The 21,745-nt window shown below is 54.6% G+C and carries 20 protein-coding genes; 4 read left to right on the forward strand and 16 right to left on the reverse strand.

Going from position 1 to position 21,745, the window contains the following annotated elements; genetic code table 11:
• Positions 1-20: 20 nt before the first annotated feature.
• Both RB297_RS19555 and RB297_RS19560 read left to right on the forward strand, forming a co-directional pair.
• Positions 21-1,535 (forward strand): MDR family MFS transporter, encoded by a 1,515-nt coding sequence (locus RB297_RS19555; RefSeq protein WP_096774682.1) that lies wholly within the window; start codon positions 21-23, stop codon positions 1,533-1,535.
• Positions 1,536-1,539: 4 nt separating this feature from the next.
• Positions 1,540-2,121 (forward strand): PadR family transcriptional regulator, encoded by a 582-nt coding sequence (locus RB297_RS19560; RefSeq protein ID WP_096774683.1) that lies wholly within the window; start codon positions 1,540-1,542, stop codon positions 2,119-2,121.
• A 95-nt stretch (positions 2,122-2,216) separates the two neighbouring features.
• On the opposite strand, the gene RB297_RS19565 is transcribed toward RB297_RS19560, so the two are convergent.
• The 3 genes from RB297_RS19565 to RB297_RS19575 all read right to left on the reverse strand — a co-directional run bounded on the left by RB297_RS19565 (position 2,217) and on the right by RB297_RS19575 (position 4,325).
• On the reverse strand, positions 2,217-3,047 hold the full coding sequence (locus RB297_RS19565) for an aldo/keto reductase (protein ID WP_375121196.1): 831 nt from the start codon (positions 3,045-3,047) through the stop codon (positions 2,217-2,219).
• 223 nt (positions 3,048-3,270) lie between these two features.
• On the reverse strand, positions 3,271-3,642 hold the full coding sequence (locus RB297_RS19570; protein ID WP_012818768.1) for a hypothetical protein: 372 nt from the start codon (positions 3,640-3,642) through the stop codon (positions 3,271-3,273).
• 98 nt (positions 3,643-3,740) lie between these two features.
• Positions 3,741-4,325: a nitroreductase family protein gene (locus tag RB297_RS19575; protein ID WP_012818767.1), complete on the reverse strand. Its 585-nt coding sequence runs from the start codon at positions 4,323-4,325 to the stop codon at positions 3,741-3,743.
• A gap of 328 nt (positions 4,326-4,653) precedes the next feature.
• Here RB297_RS19575 and RB297_RS19580 point away from each other — a divergent pair, with 328 nt between their 5' ends.
• Positions 4,654-6,654: a S9 family peptidase gene (locus RB297_RS19580; protein WP_375121197.1), complete on the forward strand. Its 2,001-nt coding sequence runs from the start codon at positions 4,654-4,656 to the stop codon at positions 6,652-6,654.
• 76 nt (positions 6,655-6,730) lie between these two features.
• Here the strand turns inward: RB297_RS19580 and RB297_RS19585 are convergent, their stop codons facing one another.
• The 8 genes from RB297_RS19585 to RB297_RS19620 all read right to left on the reverse strand — a co-directional run bounded on the left by RB297_RS19585 (position 6,731) and on the right by RB297_RS19620 (position 16,217).
• Positions 6,731-7,891 (reverse strand): N-acetylglucosamine-6-phosphate deacetylase, encoded by a 1,161-nt coding sequence (locus tag RB297_RS19585; RefSeq protein ID WP_375121198.1) that lies wholly within the window; start codon positions 7,889-7,891, stop codon positions 6,731-6,733.
• Between the two features lie 13 nt (positions 7,892-7,904).
• A complete protein-coding gene (locus tag RB297_RS19590; protein ID WP_277747715.1) occupies positions 7,905-8,642 on the reverse strand; it encodes a glucosamine-6-phosphate deaminase in 738 nt (245 codons plus the stop codon).
• A 46-nt stretch (positions 8,643-8,688) separates the two neighbouring features.
• Positions 8,689-9,963 (reverse strand): Gfo/Idh/MocA family protein, encoded by a 1,275-nt coding sequence (locus RB297_RS19595; protein WP_375121199.1) that lies wholly within the window; start codon positions 9,961-9,963, stop codon positions 8,689-8,691.
• Positions 9,956-12,076: an alpha/beta hydrolase family protein gene (locus RB297_RS19600; RefSeq protein ID WP_375121200.1), complete on the reverse strand. Its 2,121-nt coding sequence runs from the start codon at positions 12,074-12,076 to the stop codon at positions 9,956-9,958. Before RB297_RS19600 ends, RB297_RS19595 begins: the two co-directional genes overlap by 8 nt.
• Positions 12,073-13,314, reverse strand: coding sequence for a Gfo/Idh/MocA family protein (locus RB297_RS19605; protein WP_375121201.1), 1,242 nt, complete (start codon positions 13,312-13,314; stop codon positions 12,073-12,075). Before RB297_RS19605 ends, RB297_RS19600 begins: the two co-directional genes overlap by 4 nt.
• Before the next feature lie 16 nt (positions 13,315-13,330).
• A complete protein-coding gene (locus RB297_RS19610) occupies positions 13,331-14,161 on the reverse strand; it encodes a carbohydrate ABC transporter permease (protein WP_375121202.1) in 831 nt (276 codons plus the stop codon).
• Entirely contained in the window at positions 14,154-15,035 is an 882-nt protein-coding gene (locus RB297_RS19615) for a carbohydrate ABC transporter permease (RefSeq protein ID WP_375121203.1), read from the reverse strand. The genes RB297_RS19610 and RB297_RS19615 overlap by 8 nt, the downstream gene beginning before the upstream one ends.
• Positions 15,036-15,116: 81 nt before the next feature.
• Positions 15,117-16,217: an ABC transporter substrate-binding protein gene (locus RB297_RS19620; protein ID WP_375121403.1), complete on the reverse strand. Its 1,101-nt coding sequence runs from the start codon at positions 16,215-16,217 to the stop codon at positions 15,117-15,119.
• 72 nt (positions 16,218-16,289) lie between these two features.
• On the opposite strand from RB297_RS19620, the gene RB297_RS19625 reads away from it, so the two are divergent.
• On the forward strand, positions 16,290-16,448 hold the full coding sequence (locus RB297_RS19625; RefSeq protein WP_375121204.1) for a hypothetical protein: 159 nt from the start codon (positions 16,290-16,292) through the stop codon (positions 16,446-16,448).
• A 314-nt stretch (positions 16,449-16,762) separates the two neighbouring features.
• Here the strand turns inward: RB297_RS19625 and RB297_RS19630 are convergent, their stop codons facing one another.
• The 5 genes from RB297_RS19630 to RB297_RS19650 all read right to left on the reverse strand — a co-directional run bounded on the left by RB297_RS19630 (position 16,763) and on the right by RB297_RS19650 (position 21,716).
• Complete coding sequence (locus RB297_RS19630) at positions 16,763-17,800, reverse strand: LacI family DNA-binding transcriptional regulator (RefSeq protein ID WP_375121205.1); 1,038 nt, start codon at positions 17,798-17,800, stop codon at positions 16,763-16,765.
• A 314-nt stretch (positions 17,801-18,114) separates the two neighbouring features.
• Positions 18,115-19,335: an asparaginase gene (locus tag RB297_RS19635; protein ID WP_375121206.1), complete on the reverse strand. Its 1,221-nt coding sequence runs from the start codon at positions 19,333-19,335 to the stop codon at positions 18,115-18,117.
• 388 nt (positions 19,336-19,723) lie between these two features.
• Positions 19,724-20,362, reverse strand: coding sequence for a hypothetical protein (locus tag RB297_RS19640; RefSeq protein ID WP_375121207.1), 639 nt, complete (start codon positions 20,360-20,362; stop codon positions 19,724-19,726).
• Between the two features lie 6 nt (positions 20,363-20,368).
• Positions 20,369-21,184: a hypothetical protein gene (locus RB297_RS19645; protein ID WP_096774694.1), complete on the reverse strand. Its 816-nt coding sequence runs from the start codon at positions 21,182-21,184 to the stop codon at positions 20,369-20,371.
• On the reverse strand, positions 21,174-21,716 hold the full coding sequence (locus RB297_RS19650) for an RNA polymerase sigma factor (RefSeq protein ID WP_096774695.1): 543 nt from the start codon (positions 21,714-21,716) through the stop codon (positions 21,174-21,176). Before RB297_RS19650 ends, RB297_RS19645 begins: the two co-directional genes overlap by 11 nt.
• Positions 21,717-21,745 lie beyond the last annotated feature (29 nt).

Genomic DNA, 21,745 nt, shown 5'->3' on the forward strand with positions numbered 1-21,745 from the left:
GGAAAAGGAGTATCCTTAACATGAATGCACAACAAAGCAACATCAAATTAGTCGTGGCCGGATTGCTGCTCGGCATCTTCATGGCCGCCATCGATAACACGATTGTAGCGACCGCGTTATCGACGATTATCCGCGATCTTCAAGGCTTCGACCAAGTCGTCTGGGTAACCTCAATCTACATGGTTGCCGTTATGGCCGGCACGCCGATATTCGGCAAGTTGTCCGATATGTACGGACGGAAGCGGTTCTTTATCTTCGGATTGGTTGTCTTCCTGATTGGTTCTGCCCTCTGCGGGATGGCAAACAATATGACAGAGCTTATTATTTACCGGGCGATTCAAGGAATCGGCGGCGGTGCTCTTATGCCGATTGCCTTTACCATCGTGTTTGACCTGTTCCCGCCGGAGAAGCGCGGCAAGATGACAGGTCTGCTCGGCGCCGTATTCGGCACCTCCAGCATTATGGGACCGCTGCTGGGTGCATTTATTACCGACAGCATCGGCTGGGAATGGATATTCTATGTCAACGTTCCGATCGGGATCGTATCCTTTATCTTCATCATGACTTCCTACAAGGAGTCCCGTTCCCATGCCAAGCAAAAGATTGACTGGACGGGGGCTGCAACGCTTGTAGGCGCAATCATCTGTCTGATGTTCGGTCTGGAGCTGGGCGGGCAAACCTATGCATGGGATTCCCCACAAATTCTGGGCTTGTTCGGGGGATTCATTGCTCTGTTTATCGTGTTTCTGTTCGCAGAGACCCGAGCAGCCGAACCCATTATTTCGTTCCAAATGTTCCGTAAACGCCTGTTTGCTTCAAGCAATATCGTTGCCTTGTTCTATGGGGCAACGTTTATCGTGGCAACCATCTACATCCCGATCTTTGTGAGCGGAGTGTACGGTGGATCGGCAACCAATTCGGGCCTCATTCTGATGCCGATGATGCTCGGCAGCGTATTCGGGAGCCAAGGCGGCGGTATGCTGACGACCCGGACTTCGTTTAGAAACATCATGATCCTGTCCGTCTTGTGCTTTATCACAGGCATTTTCTGCTTGAGCACGATCAGCCCGGATACGCCGCGCTACCTGTTAACGCTCTTCATGGTCCTGACCGGCTTTGGCGTCGGGTTCTCGTTCTCCACGCTCAGCATGGCCTCCATCCATAACTTTGATGCCAGACAGCGCGGCGCGGCAACATCGACGAACTCCTTCCTTCGTTCCTTCGGCATGACGGTGGGGATTACAATCTTCGGGATCATCCAGCGCAACGGCCTGAACAACCGGCTCGCGGAAGCCGGAGGAAACGCCCCGGCCGGTGCCGAGTTAAACGCGGATGCCGTCCTTTCACCTGAAGTGATGGGGCAGCTCCCACCGAACGTGCGCGAACAGATCACGGCTTCATTGGCCGATTCCATCGCGAACACGTTCATGTGGGCGCTTGTGCCGGCGGTGCTGGCTCTCGTGTTCGTCCTTATGATGGGCAACGAACGGGTGACCGTTCCCGCCAAAGCCCCCGCCAAAGCCAAGGGAGCCTGATGGCATGTCCATGAAGCTGGCCATCCTGGGCTTGCTGCTGGAAGGAGACCATCATCCGTACGAGATCCGGATCAAGATGAAAGACCGGGGCATGGATCAATATACCAAGCTCCAGATGGGCTCCCTTTATTACGCGGTGGACCGGCTCGCCAAGGAAGGATATATCGAGGCCGTGGAAACCATCCAAAGCGACAGCCGTCCGGATAAAACCATCTACCGGATCACGGAATCCGGACGCAAGCTTTTTGAACAGCTGCTGCTCAAGAAATTCAGGGACATCGAGCCCGTGCACCACCCGCTGTATATGGCGCTGCCCTTCTCGCGCCACGCAGACCCCGCCGTTCTGGCCCCGATCCTGCAGACCCGGATCCGGGAAGCCGAACACCGGGTGAACCAGGCGTACCAACTATACGTGGAGCATCAGCATATCGTCCCCCGCAGCACGCAGCACCTGATGATCGGGATGTATGAGCACGCCAAGACCGACCTGAACTGGTTAAGACGGCTGCATGAGGACCTGGTGCATGGGAAGCTCGGCACGATCGGCGAGCCGTTGTTTCCCGAGGACGACCAGGAAGGACGATAATGCCAAGGGGTTTCCACCTGCTATTGAATACGCAAAAAAAGCGAACACTTCCCTCACTCAGGGTTGGTGCTCGCTTTTTTATATGAAAACGAAATTTAGAACAGGAACTCATCCGGGTTGGAGCCGAAACGTTTGTTTTGGTTCAAGCCGTCAATGGCCGCCATATCTTCTGCGGAAAGCTCGAAATCGAAGATGCCGGCGTTTTCACGGATCCGATGATCTTTAATCGATTTCGGAATGACGATGACGCCGTTCTGAATGTCCCAGCGCAGAATGACTTGCGCCGTGGTTTTTCCGTATTTCTCCGCGATCTTAGCCAGCGCCGGTTGATCGAGGTTGCCCTGCATCAACGGGCTCCAAGCTTCCAGAACGATATGATTCTCGCGTGCATAGCCCAGCAGCTCCTTCTGGGAAAGCAGCGGATGCAATTCCACTTGGTTGACGACAGGTACCACGCCGGTATCCTCAATGATATGCTGCAGGTGGCGGATTTGGAAATTGCTGACGCCAATGGAACGAACGAGGCCTTCTTTTTGCAGATGAATCAATGCCTTCCACGTCTCGAGGTATTTATCTTTACCCGGCCAGTGCACGAGATATAAATCAACGATATCCAGCCCCAGCTTCTTGCGGCTCGTCTCAAAAGCTTGCAGCGTCTTCTCATAACCCTGGTCATCGTTCCATACCTTGGTGGTGATGAACAGCTCGTCCCGCGAAACTCCGGATTCGCGAATGGCTTGCCCTACGCCCTCTTCATTGCCGTAGATGGCAGCGGTATCGATGCTTCGGTACCCTGCAGCGATTGCTGATTTTACGGACTGAATAACCTCTTCGCCTTCTTTGGTCTTCCATACGCCAAGGCCCAGCCACGGCATTTTTACGCCGTCATTCAAAGTAGGTCCATCGGTAAAAGTTTGATTGGCCATTCTGAAATCCCTCCTGTTTATGTAATGCAGCGGATATTTGGCCGCTTATTCCAGTATATCAAAATCCCAGTATCCCGCTCAACGTTACAGCCCTTGCGAGGGCTGCGGACATTTTTTAACTAATCCCATCATTCATCGCCAAAAAGGGCCGTCTTATAGCAGCATGCTGCTATAGGCTCGGCCCTTTATTAATCGTTACGGCATTTGCATGTAACCTATCGTTTTAAACCTTGCGTCTAAAAATACCGAAGGTCAGCAGCCCGCATGCCGCCAGAAACAGATACGGCCCAGCGGCCGCTCCTCTGATCGTCTCTCCAAAAAAATCAATGGTCTTGGACGACACGTACATCATGGTCAGGAAAATAGCGACCAGCGCAAAGGCGTAGGCAATCAGCTTGTTCATCTTCTTCTCGCGAACCACTTTCAAAAACGGATAGATGAAACATACGATGAACAACACGCCGCCCTGCATAAAGCCGTTCTCCGCAGCCACGCCGATATCGAGCCATTTAAAAAAGAAAGAGGCTATCGCCAAACAGGTTGCGATAAAAATAAATTTGCTCCCCAGATCCCACTGTTTAAACCGAAATTTCATCCATGTACACTCCCCTAGTGTCAATCCCCGGATGCCCAGCACCCTTCGATAAACTTAGGGTCCATTATACCGGATTTTTGCGGCCGGGGATAGATCAACTACAGGTCTGCAGCACTATTCAGCCATACCGTCTTGTTCGCGGCCGGTTGACGTTTCCCCTGCTTCGGCTCCATGTCCGGATATCCGATGTACAGGAAACCCAGCATTTTATCGTCAGGCTTCAATCCGAACGCTTGGTTCATCAACGCGTGGAAACACGGCTCGCCGGTTCTCCACACGGCGCCAAGACCCAGCTCATGAATTTGCAGCAGCATGTTCTGGATGCCGGCGAATACCGCTCCGTACTCTTCCAGCTCAATCACCTTCGGATCCGTCGACGGCTCAACCGCCACACCGATGACGACCGGAGCGCGGTACGCCTTCGTACGTCCCGATTCGCGCGCTGCGTTCACGGCCTCTTCGCTCGTATCGTCGCCGCCGGCCACCTGAATATCCCCCAGGGCATTGCCGAGCACGTCGCGGCCTTCCCCTTGCATGACAAAGAATTTCCACGGCTCCGTCAGCTTGTGGTTCGGCGCCCAGGTTCCTGCTTCGACGATCTGTTCGATCAACTCCTGCGGTACGGCGTCAGGCTTGACCTTGCCAAGGCTGCGGCGCGTGCGGATAGCTTCACTTACGTTCATATTTGATTTCCTCCCGAGCTCTATATAGTTGGTCTTATTTGCATACTCCTAATTGAGAGTCTATCTCAATTATAACAAAAAGAGAAGGGGACACCTATCGAGATTCTCGGGTACGGTTCATGTCATAAATTGACCACTTGAAGAATAACAAGCTCTTCTCTGTCTCCAAATCCTCGATTATAGCCTAGAATTATTGTAAATCCTCCTCTGTTTTACTAGCATTTGGATCGAAACGTTCACATCCTTCCCCTCTATTTTATCTAGATTTCCATGCCATTATCTGGGATAATGAGGTTTAACTCACACAAGAAGATTAGGAGGATGATTCATGACTGATAAGCGACTTATAACGCCCGAGGATTTGTACCGGATGCACTGGGTGAATGACCCTGTCGTATCCCCCGCAAGCGGGGCCATAGCCTATGTACATAAGTCCGTGAGCGAAAAGCACGACGGTTACCGTTCCCATATCCGCCTGCTTCCCGCAGGGGGCGCTCAGGATATTCCCTTCACTTCCGGCGAAGCCGATGCAGCACCCGCTTGGTCCCCCGACGGGTCTGAGCTTGCCTTCTTGCGCAAAAAGGACGATAAGCCACAGGTATGGATCATGCCTGCCAACGGTGGGGAAGCCCGCCCCGCTACCGACCTGGAGCACGGCGTCAGCGCATTTAAATGGTCGCCGGACAGCTCGCGTCTGCTGGTTCGGAGCGAAGCCGAAGCGGCTGAATCTACCGAAAGCGAAGAGAAAGACAAAGACGACAAGCACAAGCTGCCGGAAGAAAAAATCATTAACCGCATTAAATATAAAGCCGATGGCCCCGGATTATGGAATGACCGCCGACATCATCTATTTATCGTGAATCCGGCTACGGAAGAATGCCAACCAATCACCGAAGGCGATTTTGACGTATATGCCTTTGCCTGGTCACCCGACGGCGGCAGCATCGCATACAGCAGCACCCTCGCCACGGAGCATTTCCCGGACCCGGATCTTCGCTTGACGAACGATGTGTTTGTCATGGACCTGTCCAGCGGATCGGTAACCGAAATCACGGACGGAACCCTCTCGATCGGTTCCATTGCGTTCACCCCGGACGGGCAGCATGTACTCATGCTTGCCAGCGATCTCAGCTGCGGATTTGCCACGCTGACCAAAATCCACCTGGTTCCGCTCTCGGGCGGAGAAGCCCGCGTCCTCTTCACGGACATGGACGTTCAGCTCGGGCACGCCGCTGTCAGCGACATGAGAGCCGGGGCGGGAACGCCTCCCCTGTTCAGCAAGGACGGCCGATCGGTTTACGTTCAGCTCAGCCAGGATGGGGGCGTCCATATTGGACGTTTTGCCTTGGACGGCTCCTCCTTCGAGCTGGTGGTGGCAGGTGAACGCGAGGTGTACCAATTCGCACTGACACCGGAAGAAAACGTGGTATTTGCCGCTGCCGACCCGCTGCAGCCGGGCGATCTGTTCAGCTTCACTACAGGCAGCAACGAGGAACGCCGTCTGACGAACTGCAATGAGGAGCTGTGGAACGAGCTTACGTTAAGCACGCCGGAGTCCTTTACGTTCCGTACGTCGGACGGCTGGCCGATCCAAGGCTGGATCATGAAGCCTGCCGGCTTCGCGGAAGGCTCCAAGGTCCCGGCCGTGCTGGAGATTCATGGCGGTCCGCAAGCCATGTACGGACACACGTTTATGCATGAGTTCCAGCTGCTGGCAGCAGCCGGCTATGCCGTTTTCTATACCAACCCGCGGGGCGGCCATGGATACGGTCAAGTCCACGTCAATACCGTCAGAGGCGATTACGGCGGGCGGGATTACCAGGATCTGATGGAAGCCGTGGATTATGTTGTGAATACCTACACTTATATCGACGCTTCCCGTCTCGGCGTGACCGGCGGCAGTTACGGCGGCTTCATGACCAACTGGATCGTCGGTCATACCGACCGGTTCCAAGCTGCGGTAACCCAGCGCTCGATATCGAACTGGATTTCCTTCTACGGCGTCAGCGATATCGGCTATACCTTTACCCAGGACCAAATCTGGGGCAATCCTTGGGACGATCTCGACAAGCTGTGGAAGCACTCCCCGCTCGCTTACGTGAAGAATGTCAGCACGCCGCTGCTTATCCTTCACGGCGAACAGGACCTCCGCTGCCCGATCGAGCAGGGAGAACAGCTGTTTATCGCCTTGAAGCGACTGGGCCGTGAAACCCAGCTGATTCGCTTCCCCGGCGCGGACCATAACCTGTCCCGTAGCGGCAATCCGCACCTGCGGGTCCGGCGCCTCAGCCACATCGTCCGCTGGTTCGTGGAGCATATCGAAAAATAACATCAATAGAAAAACCATCCCCGTGCGAGCTGGCGCAATGAACGCTCGACAGGGATGGTTTTTTTGTGTTGGTTCATCAAACAGGACCGTACACCCTCTCGCCCGCTACAACGGTCTCCCGGACCACCATGCCCGATCCGTCCGTATCGCAGTCGAACAGCGTCAGGTTCGCCGGGCTCCCGAGCGCAAGCTCGCCCAACTGCGGCATATCCAGCACCATAGCCGGGCGGACCGTGACCGCGCTTACTGCTTCCGCCAGCGTCATATCCGTATAGCGAATCGCATTCGCAATGCCAACCTCCAGCGAAGAAGCGGATCCGGCCAGTATCGCCGGATTCGCTACCGTATGCAGGCGCCCGTCCGCCGTCAGCTCGACTTCGCCTCCGATGAGGCTGCTGTACCTTCCGGGAGCCATGCCGCCGAACATGACGGCATCGCTGACAAGCACCGCTTTGTTCCGTTTTGCCCGCAGCATCGCTTTCAGCACAGGGGGCGCCAGATGGTGGCCGTCCGGTATAAAGGTGGCCCATAACCGGTCGTCCGCCAGCTGGTGCCAGATATAGTTGGGGTGGCGCGGCAAAACGGGCTGCGAGCCGTTCCCCAGATGCGTCGAAACCGTTGCCCCTGCCTGCACCGCCCGATCGATCTGCTCGCCGGTTGCCATCGTATGCCCGATCGCGACGATTACACCTGCCTTGACTACCTTCTCTATAAATGGAACCGAGCCTTCGCGCTCCGGCGCGAGTGTCACCATCCGGATAAGCCCGTCAGCCGCATCCTGAAGCCGTTGAAACTCATCCCAATCCGGATTCCGGATATACTCCCTCGGATGCGCCCCGCGACTGCCGTCTTCATCGGAAAGATAGGGGCCTTCCATATGAATGCCGACTATCGAGGCGCTCCCGAACTGCTTGGACCCGGCATACTTGGACAATGCCTGAAATGCTTGACGCATCCGGTCGTAGCTGCCCGTGATGACCGTCGGCAAGTAGGCGGCGACCCCGCACCGATGCAGCGCCCGCGTCACGCCTGCAATGTCGCTTTGCGACGTCACGGTTCCATTCAAATCGTATCCGCCGAAGCCGTTGACCTGCACATCGATCCAGCCGCTGCTGATCCAGGGCAGCAACGCCGTCTTATCCCCCTGACCTAACCGTCGTATGGCCGCGATCCGTCCGTCTGACGACTCTACCTCAACCGGCTCGCCGGTGTGCGGGAGCTTTCCACGCCACATCATAGGTGCCCCCTGCCTAAGCCCATTGATATATCGGCGCTGCCGATGCTTTATCCAGATACAGCATCCAGCTGGAATGCGTCTTCAGGATGGTAGCCGGCACCCGGTTATCGACCCCGCCTTGAATCGTATTTTGAATGGCTGCCGCTTTCGCCTGATGAGGCACGACCGATACGATATGGCGGCTCTTCAAAATCTGCTTGACCGTCATCGTAATCGCCTGTTTGGGCACTTCCTCATTCGATGCAAACCAGCCTTCCCTTACCTGCTGGCTCTTGCAGGTATCGCTGAGATTCACGATCGTATAAGGCGAATCGTTATCAAAATCGGCCGGCGGATCATTAAAGGCAATATGCGCATTCTCCCCGATCCCGATCAGGGCCAAATCCACGGGCGCTTTGACGATTTCCTCGTTCAGCCGCTTCACCGTTTCCTCGGGATCGCCCTCCCCGTTGATGAGCCAAGCTTGGCCGACGCTCGCATATTTCAGGAAGCGCTCCTTCAAGTACTTGCGAAAGCTCGCCGGATGGGATTCCGGCAGCGCGATGTATTCGTCCAAATGGAACATTTCGATTCGTTCCCATTCCAGATTCAGCTTCACAAAGTGCGACAAAAACTCAAACTGCGACGCGCCCGTCGACAGGACGATTCGCGCTTTTCCTTTCTCCGCGATTGTATCGCGGAGAATCGCCTCGCAAGCGCGGGCCGCCTCCAAGCCTGCCTGATCCGCATGTTCCAAGATGTTCAACTGCATAATGATAATTCCTCCTTGTTGTACAACATTGTAGAAATGTAAGCCATTAGGCCAGAACGCCGCTATTCATAAATTCCTCCAGCCTCACCATGCGTTTTTCTACGCGGGAACGCTCGGCGGCAAACGCCATCAGATGACTCAGGATCGATGCTTGGGCAGAGGTTGTGCTGTTATGCTGTCCCTTGGATTGAACCGACTTCACAAAATCGGCGATCAAACGCATATCCCCGCCGCCATGGCCTACATGGCCTTCCGGATCGACGAGCTGGATCACTTCCTGCTTGCCGCTGCCGAAACGGCGGATCTCGATCTCATTAGTCTCCATCGTGGCCCGTATTTCGCCTTCGGTGCCCATTAGCTTGATGGTACGGTTGCATTTCTCCGTGAACGCGCTCATCGTGAACACCGCCGTAATGTCATGCTCGAACTCCATGCTGACGACCTGATGATCCACGACGTCGTTATCGCAGTGGTACACGCACCGGCCAAAAGGACCCTCCAGCATCGCTTGGTAACGCGCTTCGTAACTCGGGTCGTTGCTCGCAGCCTCGCCTTTCCAGCCCGCATTCTCGATCAAATACGTATTCGGCGCATAGTACTGGCATTCGTGCGATACCGGGCATCCATCCAGGCATCGCTTCGGCGCGCCGGGCGGAGCCGACTCCGGACGGAAATGCGACAGGTGGCCATAGGAGGCCACGCTTAGGCATCGGCCTCCCGCCAGCCATTGCATGATGTCCAAGTCATGGCAGGATTTGGCCAAAATCATCGGGCTGGATGACTCGCTGTTATTGAAATATCCCCGCACATACGAGTGGGCCTGGTGCCAATAGCCGACGTTCTCGTTGTGCTGGATCGACATCAGGCGGCCGATTCGTCCTTCATCGAGCAGCCGTTTAAGCTCTTGGAAAAAAGGCGCATACCGGAGAACATGGCAAATCGTTAACGTACGGTCGAAGGCTTCCGCCTGCCGGCCCATATCGATGCATTCCTGCCACTCCGGGGACATCGGCTTTTCCAGAAGCACATGATACCCGGCTGCCAACGCCTTCATGGTCGGCTCATAGTGGTCCCGGTCCCTCGTGCAGATGAAGACCGCATCCGATTGACGGGGTCCGGCAAACAGCTCATCCCAGCTTGCAAAGCATTGCTCATCCGCTATCCCGAACTTCGCTTGGCAGCGGCTGCGCCGCACCTCATTCGGATCGGCAACGGCAACAATCTGCATCTCCTCCGGTCGCTGGAGCGCATATCCGCTGTAAATCATGCCGCGAAGGCCGGCTCCGACCAGCGTGACCGTTAGTGGTTTTGGTTTACTCATGTCCTTCCACATCCTTTCCCTCTAGTTGCCCGCGATATTCTACCCGCGGTTCGTTCAGCTCGGAGGGATCAAGCATCTTGAAAATGCCGGGAAACACGACGCTCATCGCTTCCTCCTCCTCAAGCTGCCGAGCCCTGACCAGATCGGCTGCGCTGCTCACAGGATGAATGGCCGTAATCGCGCCGATTCTATGGTCAACCTCCGCGGCAAGCTGCACATACACCCCTTCCCGACCTACCGTATAGAACGGGACCGCTCCCGCCTGCCACTCATCAAAGTGGGAGATAACCTCCATGCACCGGATGACATCGTACGTGCGCAGCGCAGCCAAACTGTCCCCGAGCCAGATCAAATCATCGGCAAGCTTATGCAGCACCCCAAAATAAGAACGCGCGGGCTTACCATAGATCGGATAGGGCTCATGAGGACCGACCCCGGACGTGTTCAGCACCAGCACGGCGCGGCCGGATCGGCATGTTTCCTGAACCCAGGCCCAATGCGCTTTCAGCTGGCGGGTCCCTCCCCGCCAAACGGCAACGGTCAGCGGCCGCCTTCGTTCGGCTGTATCCTCGGCCAGTCGGAATACATAACCGCTGTTCATGATGCCCTCCTGCGACCACCACAAGCGATAATCGGCCTCAAGGCCCTCCACTGCGCCCAGCCCAATGATGCGCGGGTTCAATTCGCAAGGCTTCCGGGAGGCGTAAATCTTCTCCTGCAGCCACTGCCTTGCTTGAACCTGTCTTTGCTGCGTCGGCAGCAGCGAACGGGCTACTGCCAGCTGGTCGCAGCGATCGGCATTGAAGTCCCGGATCGTCCTTCCGTCCGCCTTATCCCGGTACACCTGACCGCCGGGACTGCACCACAGTTGTTCCGGAGGCAGCGCCTCGATCTTCATGGCATCGTTGGGAACAGCCTTCACCTCGAGATGCCGGACGAAAAATGCCGCGGCCGCCGCGGCCAGCCGATCCGTATAGCGGTGCGTCGAGGCGTCGGTCACAAGCTGCAGGTCGCCCGGGTGACCGAGCAGCTCCCAGAAGCGCCTGCAGCGATCAACGGTGCGCCGCGTGCCTTCAATCGGGAAGAAATCGTATTCCGCCGCCAACACGATCAGCGGCTTCGGCGCAAAAGCGATAAGCAGATCCTCATGGTCGTAACCCAGCCCGGACAGGCCCGACCATACCTGCTCGGCATCCTGCACGCCGCCGGCATGCATGTACAGCTGCCGGTTCATGATGAAGGTGGCGGGAGCCGCCGCCGCAATGCGTTCATCGCAGACCATCATCATGGCCGTCTGCGTTCCGCCGCCGGAATTTCCCGTTACGCCGATCCGCGAAGGATCGACCTCGGGCCGTTCGCACAAGTAGTCGATGGCACGCATGGCATCGTGAACGAAATATCGGGCTACGCTGTCGCCGAGCATATGGCACTGAACGCCGTACTGCTGATGCTCCTTCGTTCCCCATAGGACGCTCCCTTCCCGATCCTCGAAATCATGAAGGCTAAGGCGCTCGCCCTGCCCGATCGGATCGATGGCCAGCACGATGATGCCCGCCCGGACGAAGTGCTGGATGACGCGCTGATAATAGGCATCATGCTTCGCCCCCAGCTCGTGGCCGCTCAGAAACAGGACGGCCGCGGAGCGTTCTTCCCGGTGATCGGGCAGATACAGATTCGACGTGACGGCATACCCCGGAAGGGACTCGAACATCACCTTCTCTACTTGAAAGCCGGTTCCGCGAATACATCCCGTTATGCGTCCGTTAAGAAGGGTATCGGTTCTGCCACCTGACATGTTGCCGGCGTCCCCCGCGGACCAGCGCGAACGTTCCTTAAGCGGAGACCTGTCAGGCGATGTTTCTTCCCCGAATGCCGCCCCTTCCTCCCGTCCAGGGTTCGCGAATGCATCGGGAAGACCGCCGATGGACCTCAGGAAGGCCGCCTTGATGTCCTCCTGCCGCTTTCTTGCCGCCTCGGCCGTGACGATGGAATCGCGGATAGCATCCCCAGCGGCAAATGCGGCATCGGAACGCTCGAACACATGCGCTTTCAACTGATCCCGCGTGTCGTATAACGTGCAGACATACTGCTCCAGTTCCTGAACGCTGTTCATCTCGATGAACTCCCGTTGACGAGCGTCGGCAAAACGTCCGGCAGCTTCATCGCCCGGCCTTCGGCAATGGAGCGATTGGCCGTGGCGCCGATCAGAAGGGATTCGGCACCTACCGAGCTGTCGGCTTGTTGACCTAGCGGATCTTCGACCCCGCCTTCGAACAGCGCCTTACGCAGCTTCGCATCCCCGCCGCCGTGACCAGCGGCCGATGTATTGACTTCGACCAGCTCTTCCGTGCTATCGGCTCTGAAAATATGAATCCGGCTCGCTTCCCCTTGCTTCATATCCGCGTTGCTGTATACATTCGAGACCTCAATCCGGCCTTTGCTGCCGTTGATCGCGGCGCGCCAACCCTCATACGGGCTATAGGCGACGAGGGAATAGGTCAGCATCGCATCATTGTCATACCGGACATTGACCGACATCGTGTCATAAATGTCGATCCGGCCGTCAAACAGGCAGCGGTCCCGCAAATAGCCGTCGGCTTCTTCCGCCTGGCGATAGTATTTTTCAAGAAACGGATCCTTTTCGATATCCATATAGAACTCGCACTCGTCTTTCCGGTGGCAAGTCAGGCATCGTTCTCCATGGTCCTGCCGGTCGTCCCCGTACACCCGTCTCGTCCCAAACGCATGAACTTCCGCGGGACGGCTGTTCATCCACCAATTCACGATGTCGAAGTGATGCGTGGACTTGTGAACCAGCAGCCCGCCGCTGTTCTTCATCTCGGCGTGCCATCTGCGGAAATAGTCCGCGCCATGCCGGCGGTCCAAAAACCACTCCAGATCAATATGGTAAACATCTCCGATGGCTCCTTGCAGCAGCAGTTCCTTCACGGTCGCAAAATAAGGCGCAAACCGAAGGTTGAACGTGACCGTCACCTTCTTGCCGCTCTCCGACTCCGCCTGCAGGATCTCCCGGCACTTGTCTTCGTCAATCGTCATCGGCTTCTCGCTAATGACGTCGCAGCCTGCCCTCAAGGCTTGCACGATATAAGTATGATGCGTGTAATCCGTACTCGCCACGATCACGACATCCGGCTTCGCGTCGGCGATCATTCCGTCAAAATCATCGTAGACGGGGATTCCCCCGCACTCCTCGCTCAGAAAGCGAGCCCGCACCGGATTGGCATCATACACGCCTTCAAAGGCAAGGACGCCTCTCCAGTCGGTAACCATCGGCTTAGCAAACATATACAGCGCTCTCGATCCAGCGCCGACCAGCACGTACTTCTTCATGTCGTAAGTTCCTCCTTCAGCCTTTCATCCCTGTCGAAGCGATGCCTTGAACAAATTGCTTCTGCGCGAACAGATAGACGATGACGACCGGCAGCGTCGTAATAACGGCCCCCGCCATCAGCAGCGCTTGATTGACGTTCTCCGATTTCAGGTAGAGCAAGCCGAGCGGCAATGTGTACAATTCCTTGTCTTGCAGGTAAATCAACGGGCCCAACGTGTTGTTCCACGCGCCCATGAAGGTGAATACGCCCAGCGCGGCCAGCGCCGGCTTGCACAGCGGCAAATAAATTTTGAAGAATATGCCCGGCGGGCTGCAGCCGTCGATCGTAGCCGATTCATACAGCTCTTTGGGCAAGGATTTAATGAACTGATGCATTAAGAAAATACCGAACGCCCCGCCCAGGAAGCTGGGCACGATCAAAGGGTAATACGAATTCAACGCCCCGAATTCCTTCCAGATGAAATAGGTCGGGATCATGGTCACTTGTGACGGAATCATTAGGGTAGCCAGCATGATCATATAGATGAGCCCCCGCAGCCGAAAGGTAAACATCGCCAGCCCGAAGGCCACGAAAGCGCTGGAGACCAAGGATCCCACCATCTCGATCGAAACGATGAAAAAGCTGTTCAAGGTATATCGGCCGAAGTCGACTTTATTCCATATCGTCACATAGTTATCCCAATTCAGCGGATTCGGGATGAGCTGCGGCGGCATCTGCGAGATGGCGCCAACCGTCTTCAGCGACGTGGACAGCATCCATATGAAAGGGAACACCATGAAAACCGCACCGGCAATCAGCAGCAGGTACATCAGCACCTTAAGCAAGGAGTGAGTCGTCTTAGTCATAGTGCACCCACTTTTTCTCGAAATACTTCTGGGACAACGTGAAGCTCAGGATGATGACAAACAGCAGCCAGGCCGTTGCCGATGCCGGTCCCATTTTGAAGAGCAGGAACGCGTCCCGGTACACCAGCAGATTCGGCACCATATTTCTCTCCGGTATGCCCGTGGTGATGGAGCCGAACAGACCGAGGAACACGTCGAATGCCTGGAATGCCGAGATGGTAGACAAAATCATGACGAGATACACCATCGGCGTCACCATCGGGAATACCACCTTCGTCAGCTGCTTCCAGCCATTGGCGCCATCGATCTGCGAGGCTTCCAGCACCTCTTTCGGAACGTTCTGCATGCCGGCCAGAATCATGATCATGGATTGGCCCACGCCCTTCCATACCTGAACGATCGCGATGCTGGATATGACCGTCAGCCAATGGCTGCTGTCAATCCATTTGACGGGGGCAAGGCCGACAGACTCCAGCACCCAGTTGATCACGCCGTATTGATAGTTGAACATCCACACCCAGACCACGCCGCCGGCGATCCACGGTGTCACGACGGGGAGGAAATAGAACAGCCGGAACAAGCCCTTGGCCCGGATGGCCTGATTCAGCATGAATGCGATCACGAATGCCATCAACGTCTGAATCGGCACGAAGATAAGCGCGAACACAAACACGTTCCGGATGGACACCCAGAACTCGCGCTTGTTCAGGACGCGCACCCAGTTATCCAGTCCGATCCAACGCGGCGGGTTAAACAAATCCCACTCCGTGAAGGAAATATACGTGGAGAATAGGATCGGAAATAAGAGAAAAACCACGACGTTGATGACAAACGGCAATGTGAAGATATAACCCCAGTACCCTTGTTTCTGCATGACACACCTGCCTTTCGTTAACGGAGCAGGGATGCAATCCGACACGTCGCCAAGACTGCATCCGCCCTGATCCCATGAAAGCTATTTACCGGAGTCCAGCACATCCTGAACCTTGGCATGAATATCCTTCACGCCGTCCTCCACCGAAACATTGCCCACCATGATTTCATTGACCACCTGCTGCACCAGAATCCGCCATTCGCTCCAGGTAGCATTCTCGTCCAGGGTAACGCCGCCTTCGTTAATGCCGTCCGTGAAAGCCGCTTTGTTCAGCGGTTTGTTTGTGCTGTCCTTCAATTGATCCAGCGCCGACTTTTTCACAGGCAGCGTGGATCCCGTCTTGACGATGATATCCTGCACTTCATCGCCGTGGTAATATTTCAGGAACTCCCAGGCGGCATCCTTCGATTCCTGCTTCGCTCTGGAGGAGACCAGCCACGTGTTGGCTACCATCGGAACATAGCGCTTGCCGTCAACCCCTTTCGGAATTTTGACGACATCCCAGTTCGTATCGGCAAAGCTCTCGTTCATATTCACCTGCAGGCTGTATTGAAGGAAATACATCGCGGCCTTGCCGCTCGCGAATACTTCGAGCTCGCCGCCGTTCGCTTTCAGGTAATCGATATCGGCAAAATAGCCTTGATTCAAACCGTCATACAGCTGCTGTAATCCGGCCGCGGTTTTGGGATCGTCAAACCGCGATTTCGTCAGGGTGTCGTCCAAGGCCGAGCCGCCTGCCTGCTTAATCCAAGGAAACCAGCCGTTGGTTATGGAAAAGGAACCGATGAATCCGAATTGGCTGGTTTGGTCTCCTTCCTTGATCGTCAGCTGCTTGGAGGCTTCAATGAGGTCGTCAAAGGTCCAGTCGTCGGTCGGTACCGGCACGCCAGCCTTCTCGAAGACATCCTGGTTGTACGCTAGCGCAATCGGGTTAATGCCGTGGGGGACGCCCCAGATCTTCCCTTCCGGCGTTTTGGCGGAGAACAGGCCGTCGATGTATTCGTCCGCTTTCAGGTCGGATTCAATGTAGGAGGACAAGTCCTCTGCCACACCGCGTTCCCCGTAGCTAAGTATGGTGGCGTTCTCTTGGAACCAGACGTCCGGCATCGTGTTGCCTGCAATCTGCGTGGCGATCTTGGACGTAAAGTCCCCCCAAGGCGCTTCTTGGATTTCAACGTTGATGTGGGGGGGGACGCAATAAAACCGTCGATAATTTCTTTACTCGTCACCTCATAGCTGCCAGGGAGCCCAATCTTGAGCGTCACCTTCTCTTTGCTGCCTTCCGCTTCCCCCGGCGAGACCTCCCCATCGGTTGACCCGCCGGATGAGGAGCATGCGGTGAACATCATCATAAACGCCAGCATCAAAGAGATTACCTTTACCTTTTTTGACATTGAAAACCCTCCTTTTTGAGTTACAAATAGAGATTTCGTGTTTTCTGCTCCAGCTCATTCCAAAGGCATTCATTCTATAGTAATCGATTTCTGTAACGAGTATAGCATGGAAGCCCTTTCTTGAATAGAGTTTTCTATGTTATCATCGATTATTTTTCTACTATACGTCTGACTTTGAGCGTTATATAAGGTGTTCCGAGGTTTTACAGGAATTGTTTTCCACATGCTGAATCAAGAAACGGATAGGAAAAAAGTTAGTAATCGATATCTTTATTAACAACAAATAAAGCCCGAGCGTTTTTTGAAATGCCGGGCTTTATGCCATCCTTGTATTCACTTGTTCTCCCGGATATCCCGGACCGATTTTCGCTCCAGCAATTTAGGCTGCAGCATAACATCAAACATCGGGCTATCGTCGCCCTGCATCATATCCAGCAGCATTTTGCAGGCCATCTTCCCCATCTCGTAATCGGGCTGCTTTATCGTTGTGAGCGGCGGATGAATCATCTGCCCCACGTCAATGCCGTCAAAGCCCATTACCGAAATCTGCTCCGGCACCTGAATGTCGCGCTGCGACAATTCGTTGATCACCCCAAAGGCCATCATGTCATTGCACGCAAATATCGCCGTCGGCTGCGGCGAATGTTCCAGCAGTCTCTGCGTGAGCTGCTTGCCCGTATCGAATTCGGTGATCGCGTTATACACTTCCTCGGTCGGGGACTCGACAACCAGCGGTTTGAGACCTGCATCCTTCATCGCCGACATATAGCCCTGATGAATGCTTCGGCGGCTTGGACGATCCAGCTTGGAAGTGACGTAACCGATGCGCGCATGCCCCTTCTCCTGCAGATGCTTGGTTGCGATGTAACCGGCCTTGTGGTAGTCGAACTCGATCTGGTTAATGTTATCCTCATCGATCTTCTGATCGATGGCGATGACGTTCAGGCCAAGCTTCATCAGCTGGGTCAACTGGCTCTTATCCTTGGAGATCGAGGAGATGATCAGGCCTTTGACCTGCTTCTCCATGATCGTCCTTAAATATTCATCCTCCAGCGCCGGATCTTGCAGGGAATTGCATACGATAACCGTAAAATTATTCTGCCGAGCCACCTCTTCGATCCCGAAAATGACGGAAGAATAAAATGGGTTCACGATAGAAGGAATGATGACTCCGATCGTATTGCTGCTATTCTTCTTCAGCTGTTTGCCGAGCATATTCGGAATATAATTGGATTCCTTCGCGATTTGCTGGATGCGCTCTTTAAGCTCCTTGCTGACAGGATAACTGCTGTTGCTTAACACGCGCGAAACCGTTGCCGAAGAAACGTTTGCCATCTTCGCTATATCATGTATCGTGGTCGGCTTCTTCATAGGATCCCTCACTTATAGTAATCGTTTACTATTGTAAAGTATACAAATAGCTGACATAGAAAGCAATAAACCGATGAAAATATCCGTCAAGCTCACGCCCCGTTACATCTGCAGATCCCAATTTCTCGGCGCTAGCCCCAATGCCCGGAACGCTATTCAGTCGCTGGATGCGACGAACGCCAATATCGATTTGTCCTCCGTGCTTGCGAACAAAAAAAGACCGCCGGGTCATCCCCGGCGGCAAATATATTGGTGGAAGGAATTTCATCGTTCAGTAGGAATAAGGAGCAGCTAAAAAATGACTGGGACTGAGATTACACTTCAGGCGTTCCGTAGGTTGCGAACCAACCCTTGATCGTATCGAAATCATCCGTAAAGGACAGGGAGAGCAGCAGCAGAACGCGGGCTTGTTGAGGACTCAGGTTGTCGCCTGAAATGATGCCCTCTCCGCCGCCGTATACGCTGCCAGAGCCTGTACGGGTCGTAGTTACGAAGACCACCCCCTTTTCGATGGCTTCTTTGCGGGCGGCGCTCATCTCTCTCGAGATGCCGCCTGCGCCGGTACCGGAGGTGACGATGCCTTTAGCTCCATCTGCCACAAAGCCTTTGATCGCGCCGCCGCCGGCCTCCTGATAAGAAACCGCAATTTCGACCTTCGCCAGATCCCCTTTCGAGATTTTGCTCAGATCAAACACCGGTTTGCCCTGACCTTCCTCTTTCATTGCACGGAGGGGAGCCCGGTAGATACGGATATTCTCGTCATCGATATATCCGACCGCTCCCAGCATAGGCGTTTCGAACGTGTCGGTGCGGTAGTCATTGGTTTTGGTTACGCCGCGCGCCAGATGAATCGTGTCATTCAGCATCAGCACCGTGCCGAAGGATTCCGTACGGCCGCTTCCGGCAAGCTTGATGGCGTTGTACAGGTTCGCTTGGGCATCGGAACCGATCACCGTCCAAGGTCTCATGGAACCGGTGATAACGACGGGTTTATCGCTTTGCACCGTCAGATCGAGGAAGTACGCAATCTCTTCCATCGTATCCGTCCCCGTTGTCACGACGACGCTATCGTACACCTCCAGCGCCTTGTCGACGGTCCGGGAAAGATCGTATAAATCGGCCATGGTATAGGCGCTCGACCCGGAGTTGCCGAACTGGAGCGTACTGATATCCGCAATCTTGTCCGTATTCGGAAGCTCGCCCACCATGTCTTCAATCTTCAGCGTACCTGCCCGATAGGATTGAAAGCTGGTAGCATCCGTCGATTGGCCCGCCAAAGTGCCGCCAGTCGCAACCACCAGCACGTTCGGTTTCGCCGATTGTTTAGAGGCCTCCGACAGGGGAGGAACCGTCGTATTCCGGCCTGGCGCCGCAGGAGTTTGCACGGGTGAAATCGCACTAACCGTCCCTTTCACTTCCGTTACCGTCGCAGCATGGGCCGCATACGTCCCAACAGGCGATAAAGAAATCACAAAAGCGGTAAATGCAGCGGTACTCCATACTGCTAACGGGCGTTTCGACTTTGGTTTCATCATGGCACTCTCCTCTGATATTAATGTTATATTATCTAACATTAATCTATGTATTCGTTAGAATCATTCTATTTAATGTTATCTAATATAACAAATATTACATGCGGTAGGAAAAGCGTTTACAATGATAGTTTATAGATGATATTCCCTATTAATTTGCCTTTTTTGATAGATTTAAATTAAATAAAATCCAGAAATATATGGAGCCCATCATCAGACATTCAGATTATTTAATGTTATATAAATTAACGCAAGAAGCCGTCTGCAAACGATTCTATCCGAGCTATAAACAACAACAAGGGATAGTCCACCACCTTCCGGTCGGACTATCCCTTGCACTTGTTATCATTCATTGCGCTTGCTGCGATTATCTTGTAGAAACGCCTCCTGCTTAATCCGCCTGTCCCGGTTCCTCCACAGCCCCTGCTTCGGTGACGCGGTACGCCATAATTTCACCATCGACCACGTGATAGATGGAATAAGAGTCCACCAAATTGTTCTCGTTAAAGCTAATCATGAGCTGCGCCTTCATGCTTCCGCTATCGAGGCCCTGAACATCTACCGAAACGGCGGTTTCGGGATAATGGTAGCCTGCCTTGCCTGGATGATCATACTGCCACGAAGTGAATCCCCCGCCTTTAGCCGTCGTCTTCGCCTCCCCAAGCTGTTGCCGGACTTCTTCCATCGTCTTGTTTATCAGCGACAGCTCTTTCAGGGAAGAAACAACATCTTCTCCCTGCTCTTTCGAGGTTGAAGCGTCTGCTTGAGGGGTTGCATTTTCCGCGGAAGGGGCCGGAACAGACGGCGACGGATCGGCTGCCTTCGCTACCGATTGATCTTCTGAAGCCTCGTCACTCTCTCCGGCAGGAGTTGCCTCTTTCTTCTCCTTCGGCTGCGGCTGCTTGGATAATTCAAGCCCTTGCACGGATGTGTTCACCGGCTCGCTCTCCACCAGGGGAGTTTCGTTGCTGCAGCCTCCGATCACCAGCACGGCCACGACAGCAATCCATATCACGCTAATCTTGTTCATTGCTCACTACTCCTTCGTTGTCTCTCCATTATGATTGGAGGTAATATGGAATTCCTTCATCATGTTATGGAAGCGTGCACCGAAGCCTTCGGAGGCCTCCAGGAAGTACTGCTGCTTCACGACAAAGCTGCCGCCTTGCCCGTTATCGAACACGTAATACCGTATGACCGGATCATCCCACTCTTTGCCGCCGGTGCCGCCTACCGCACGCACCTCCCAGCCTTGAATCGGTTCATCCACGAGATTCGCCTCGACCTTCGGATACGTTTGCAGCTCCTTCTGAAGCTGCTCCGCTGCGCTCTTCGGATCAATGCCCTCCTGCGAAATTTCCATGAACACCTCCGGATAGCGGTCATCCGTCGGCTTCTCCTTCAATTCAATGCGGTCCACGCCCGATTGATGAACCATCTTAAACCGGCTCTCATCCATATAAATCACGTAATCCGCTCCCTCATGCAGCTGATCCACGCTTGTTTCCGGCATGCCTTCCAGCTCCTGTTCAACCGTCTTCTGAGGAGCGAACCATTCCTTCACCTGATCAATGAACGCTTGGACAGGCGCCGTCTGAAAGCTGACGGTCAGCACGATGGCTGCCGCAGCGGCGGTTCCCGCAATCCATCCGGCCGCTCTTCGTCCCGAACGGCGGCGCCCTTTCGATTCCCTTGGCGCGAAGCGGGTCTCCGGCTCCGCCGGCTGCTGGGCTTGCTCGTTATGAATCCGCTCCTTGATCGCCATCCAAATCTCGTCTTTATGTCGCATCGCGTCATCCGTCCCCTTTTTCAGGCCGTCTGCAATCTCTTGATCCCATGGATCACGTCCCATGCTGATTCCCTCCCCTATTCTGCAGCATCCATTCCTTTAATTTCTTTCTCGCTTTGAACAGCCTGGACTTCACCGTGTTGACGTTCAGCTCCATCATGTCCGCGATATCCTTCTCGGCTACATCATTCAAATATTTCAAAATAACGGGAATCCGGTGCGGATCGTCCAGCCGCTGCACCAGCTCATATACCTCGCCGTGCCGGTCAAATTCATAGGTGTCGCTCTCGGAGGGAAGATCCCTCTCCTCGGAAATTTCCGAAGGCACCATCTTCGCATGTTTCTTCAAATACCGGTTGCACTCGTTATAGAGAATCCGGTTGAACCACGGCTCAAAGGGTCTGCTCAAATCATAGGACCCCAGATTGCGGTAAACCCTGATAAACGTTTCCTGGACCACGTCGGCGGCGCTTGCCGAACTTCCGGTGACTGCGGCTGCCGTTCGAATCGCCCGATCCGCATATAAACGATACAATTGTTCAAACAGTTCATCGCTGTACTCCGTCTTTAATCGTTGTATAAGGTCGTGTACCAAACCGTGCTTGCCTCCTTTCACTTGGCCAA

Source organism: Paenibacillus sp. CR_12, assembly GCF_041953985.1.
GTDB classification, from domain to species: Bacteria; Bacillota; Bacilli; order Paenibacillales; family Paenibacillaceae; genus Paenibacillus_AQ; species Paenibacillus_AQ lautus_A.

Coding starts and splice junctions, on each gene's coding strand:
- RB297_RS19555 (WP_096774682.1), top strand. CDS start 21: ATGAATGCACAACAAAGCAACATCAAATTAGTCGTGGCCGGATTGCTG.
- RB297_RS19560 (WP_096774683.1), top strand. CDS start 1,540: ATGTCCATGAAGCTGGCCATCCTGGGCTTGCTGCTGGAAGGAGACCAT.
- RB297_RS19565 (WP_375121196.1), bottom strand. CDS start 3,047: ATGGCCAATCAAACTTTTACCGATGGACCTACTTTGAATGACGGCGTA.
- RB297_RS19570 (WP_012818768.1), bottom strand. CDS start 3,642: ATGAAATTTCGGTTTAAACAGTGGGATCTGGGGAGCAAATTTATTTTT.
- RB297_RS19575 (WP_012818767.1), bottom strand. CDS start 4,325: ATGAACGTAAGTGAAGCTATCCGCACGCGCCGCAGCCTTGGCAAGGTC.
- RB297_RS19580 (WP_375121197.1), top strand. CDS start 4,654: ATGACTGATAAGCGACTTATAACGCCCGAGGATTTGTACCGGATGCAC.
- RB297_RS19585 (WP_375121198.1), bottom strand. CDS start 7,891: ATGATGTGGCGTGGAAAGCTCCCGCACACCGGCGAGCCGGTTGAGGTA.
- RB297_RS19590 (WP_277747715.1), bottom strand. CDS start 8,642: ATGCAGTTGAACATCTTGGAACATGCGGATCAGGCAGGCTTGGAGGCG.
- RB297_RS19595 (WP_375121199.1), bottom strand. CDS start 9,963: ATGAGTAAACCAAAACCACTAACGGTCACGCTGGTCGGAGCCGGCCTT.
- RB297_RS19600 (WP_375121200.1), bottom strand. CDS start 12,076: ATGAACAGCGTTCAGGAACTGGAGCAGTATGTCTGCACGTTATACGAC.
- RB297_RS19605 (WP_375121201.1), bottom strand. CDS start 13,314: ATGAAGAAGTACGTGCTGGTCGGCGCTGGATCGAGAGCGCTGTATATG.
- RB297_RS19610 (WP_375121202.1), bottom strand. CDS start 14,161: ATGACTAAGACGACTCACTCCTTGCTTAAGGTGCTGATGTACCTGCTG.
- RB297_RS19615 (WP_375121203.1), bottom strand. CDS start 15,035: ATGCAGAAACAAGGGTACTGGGGTTATATCTTCACATTGCCGTTTGTC.
- RB297_RS19630 (WP_375121205.1), bottom strand. CDS start 17,800: ATGAAGAAGCCGACCACGATACATGATATAGCGAAGATGGCAAACGTT.
- RB297_RS19635 (WP_375121206.1), bottom strand. CDS start 19,335: ATGATGAAACCAAAGTCGAAACGCCCGTTAGCAGTATGGAGTACCGCT.
- RB297_RS19640 (WP_375121207.1), bottom strand. CDS start 20,362: ATGAACAAGATTAGCGTGATATGGATTGCTGTCGTGGCCGTGCTGGTG.
- RB297_RS19645 (WP_096774694.1), bottom strand. CDS start 21,184: ATGGGACGTGATCCATGGGATCAAGAGATTGCAGACGGCCTGAAAAAG.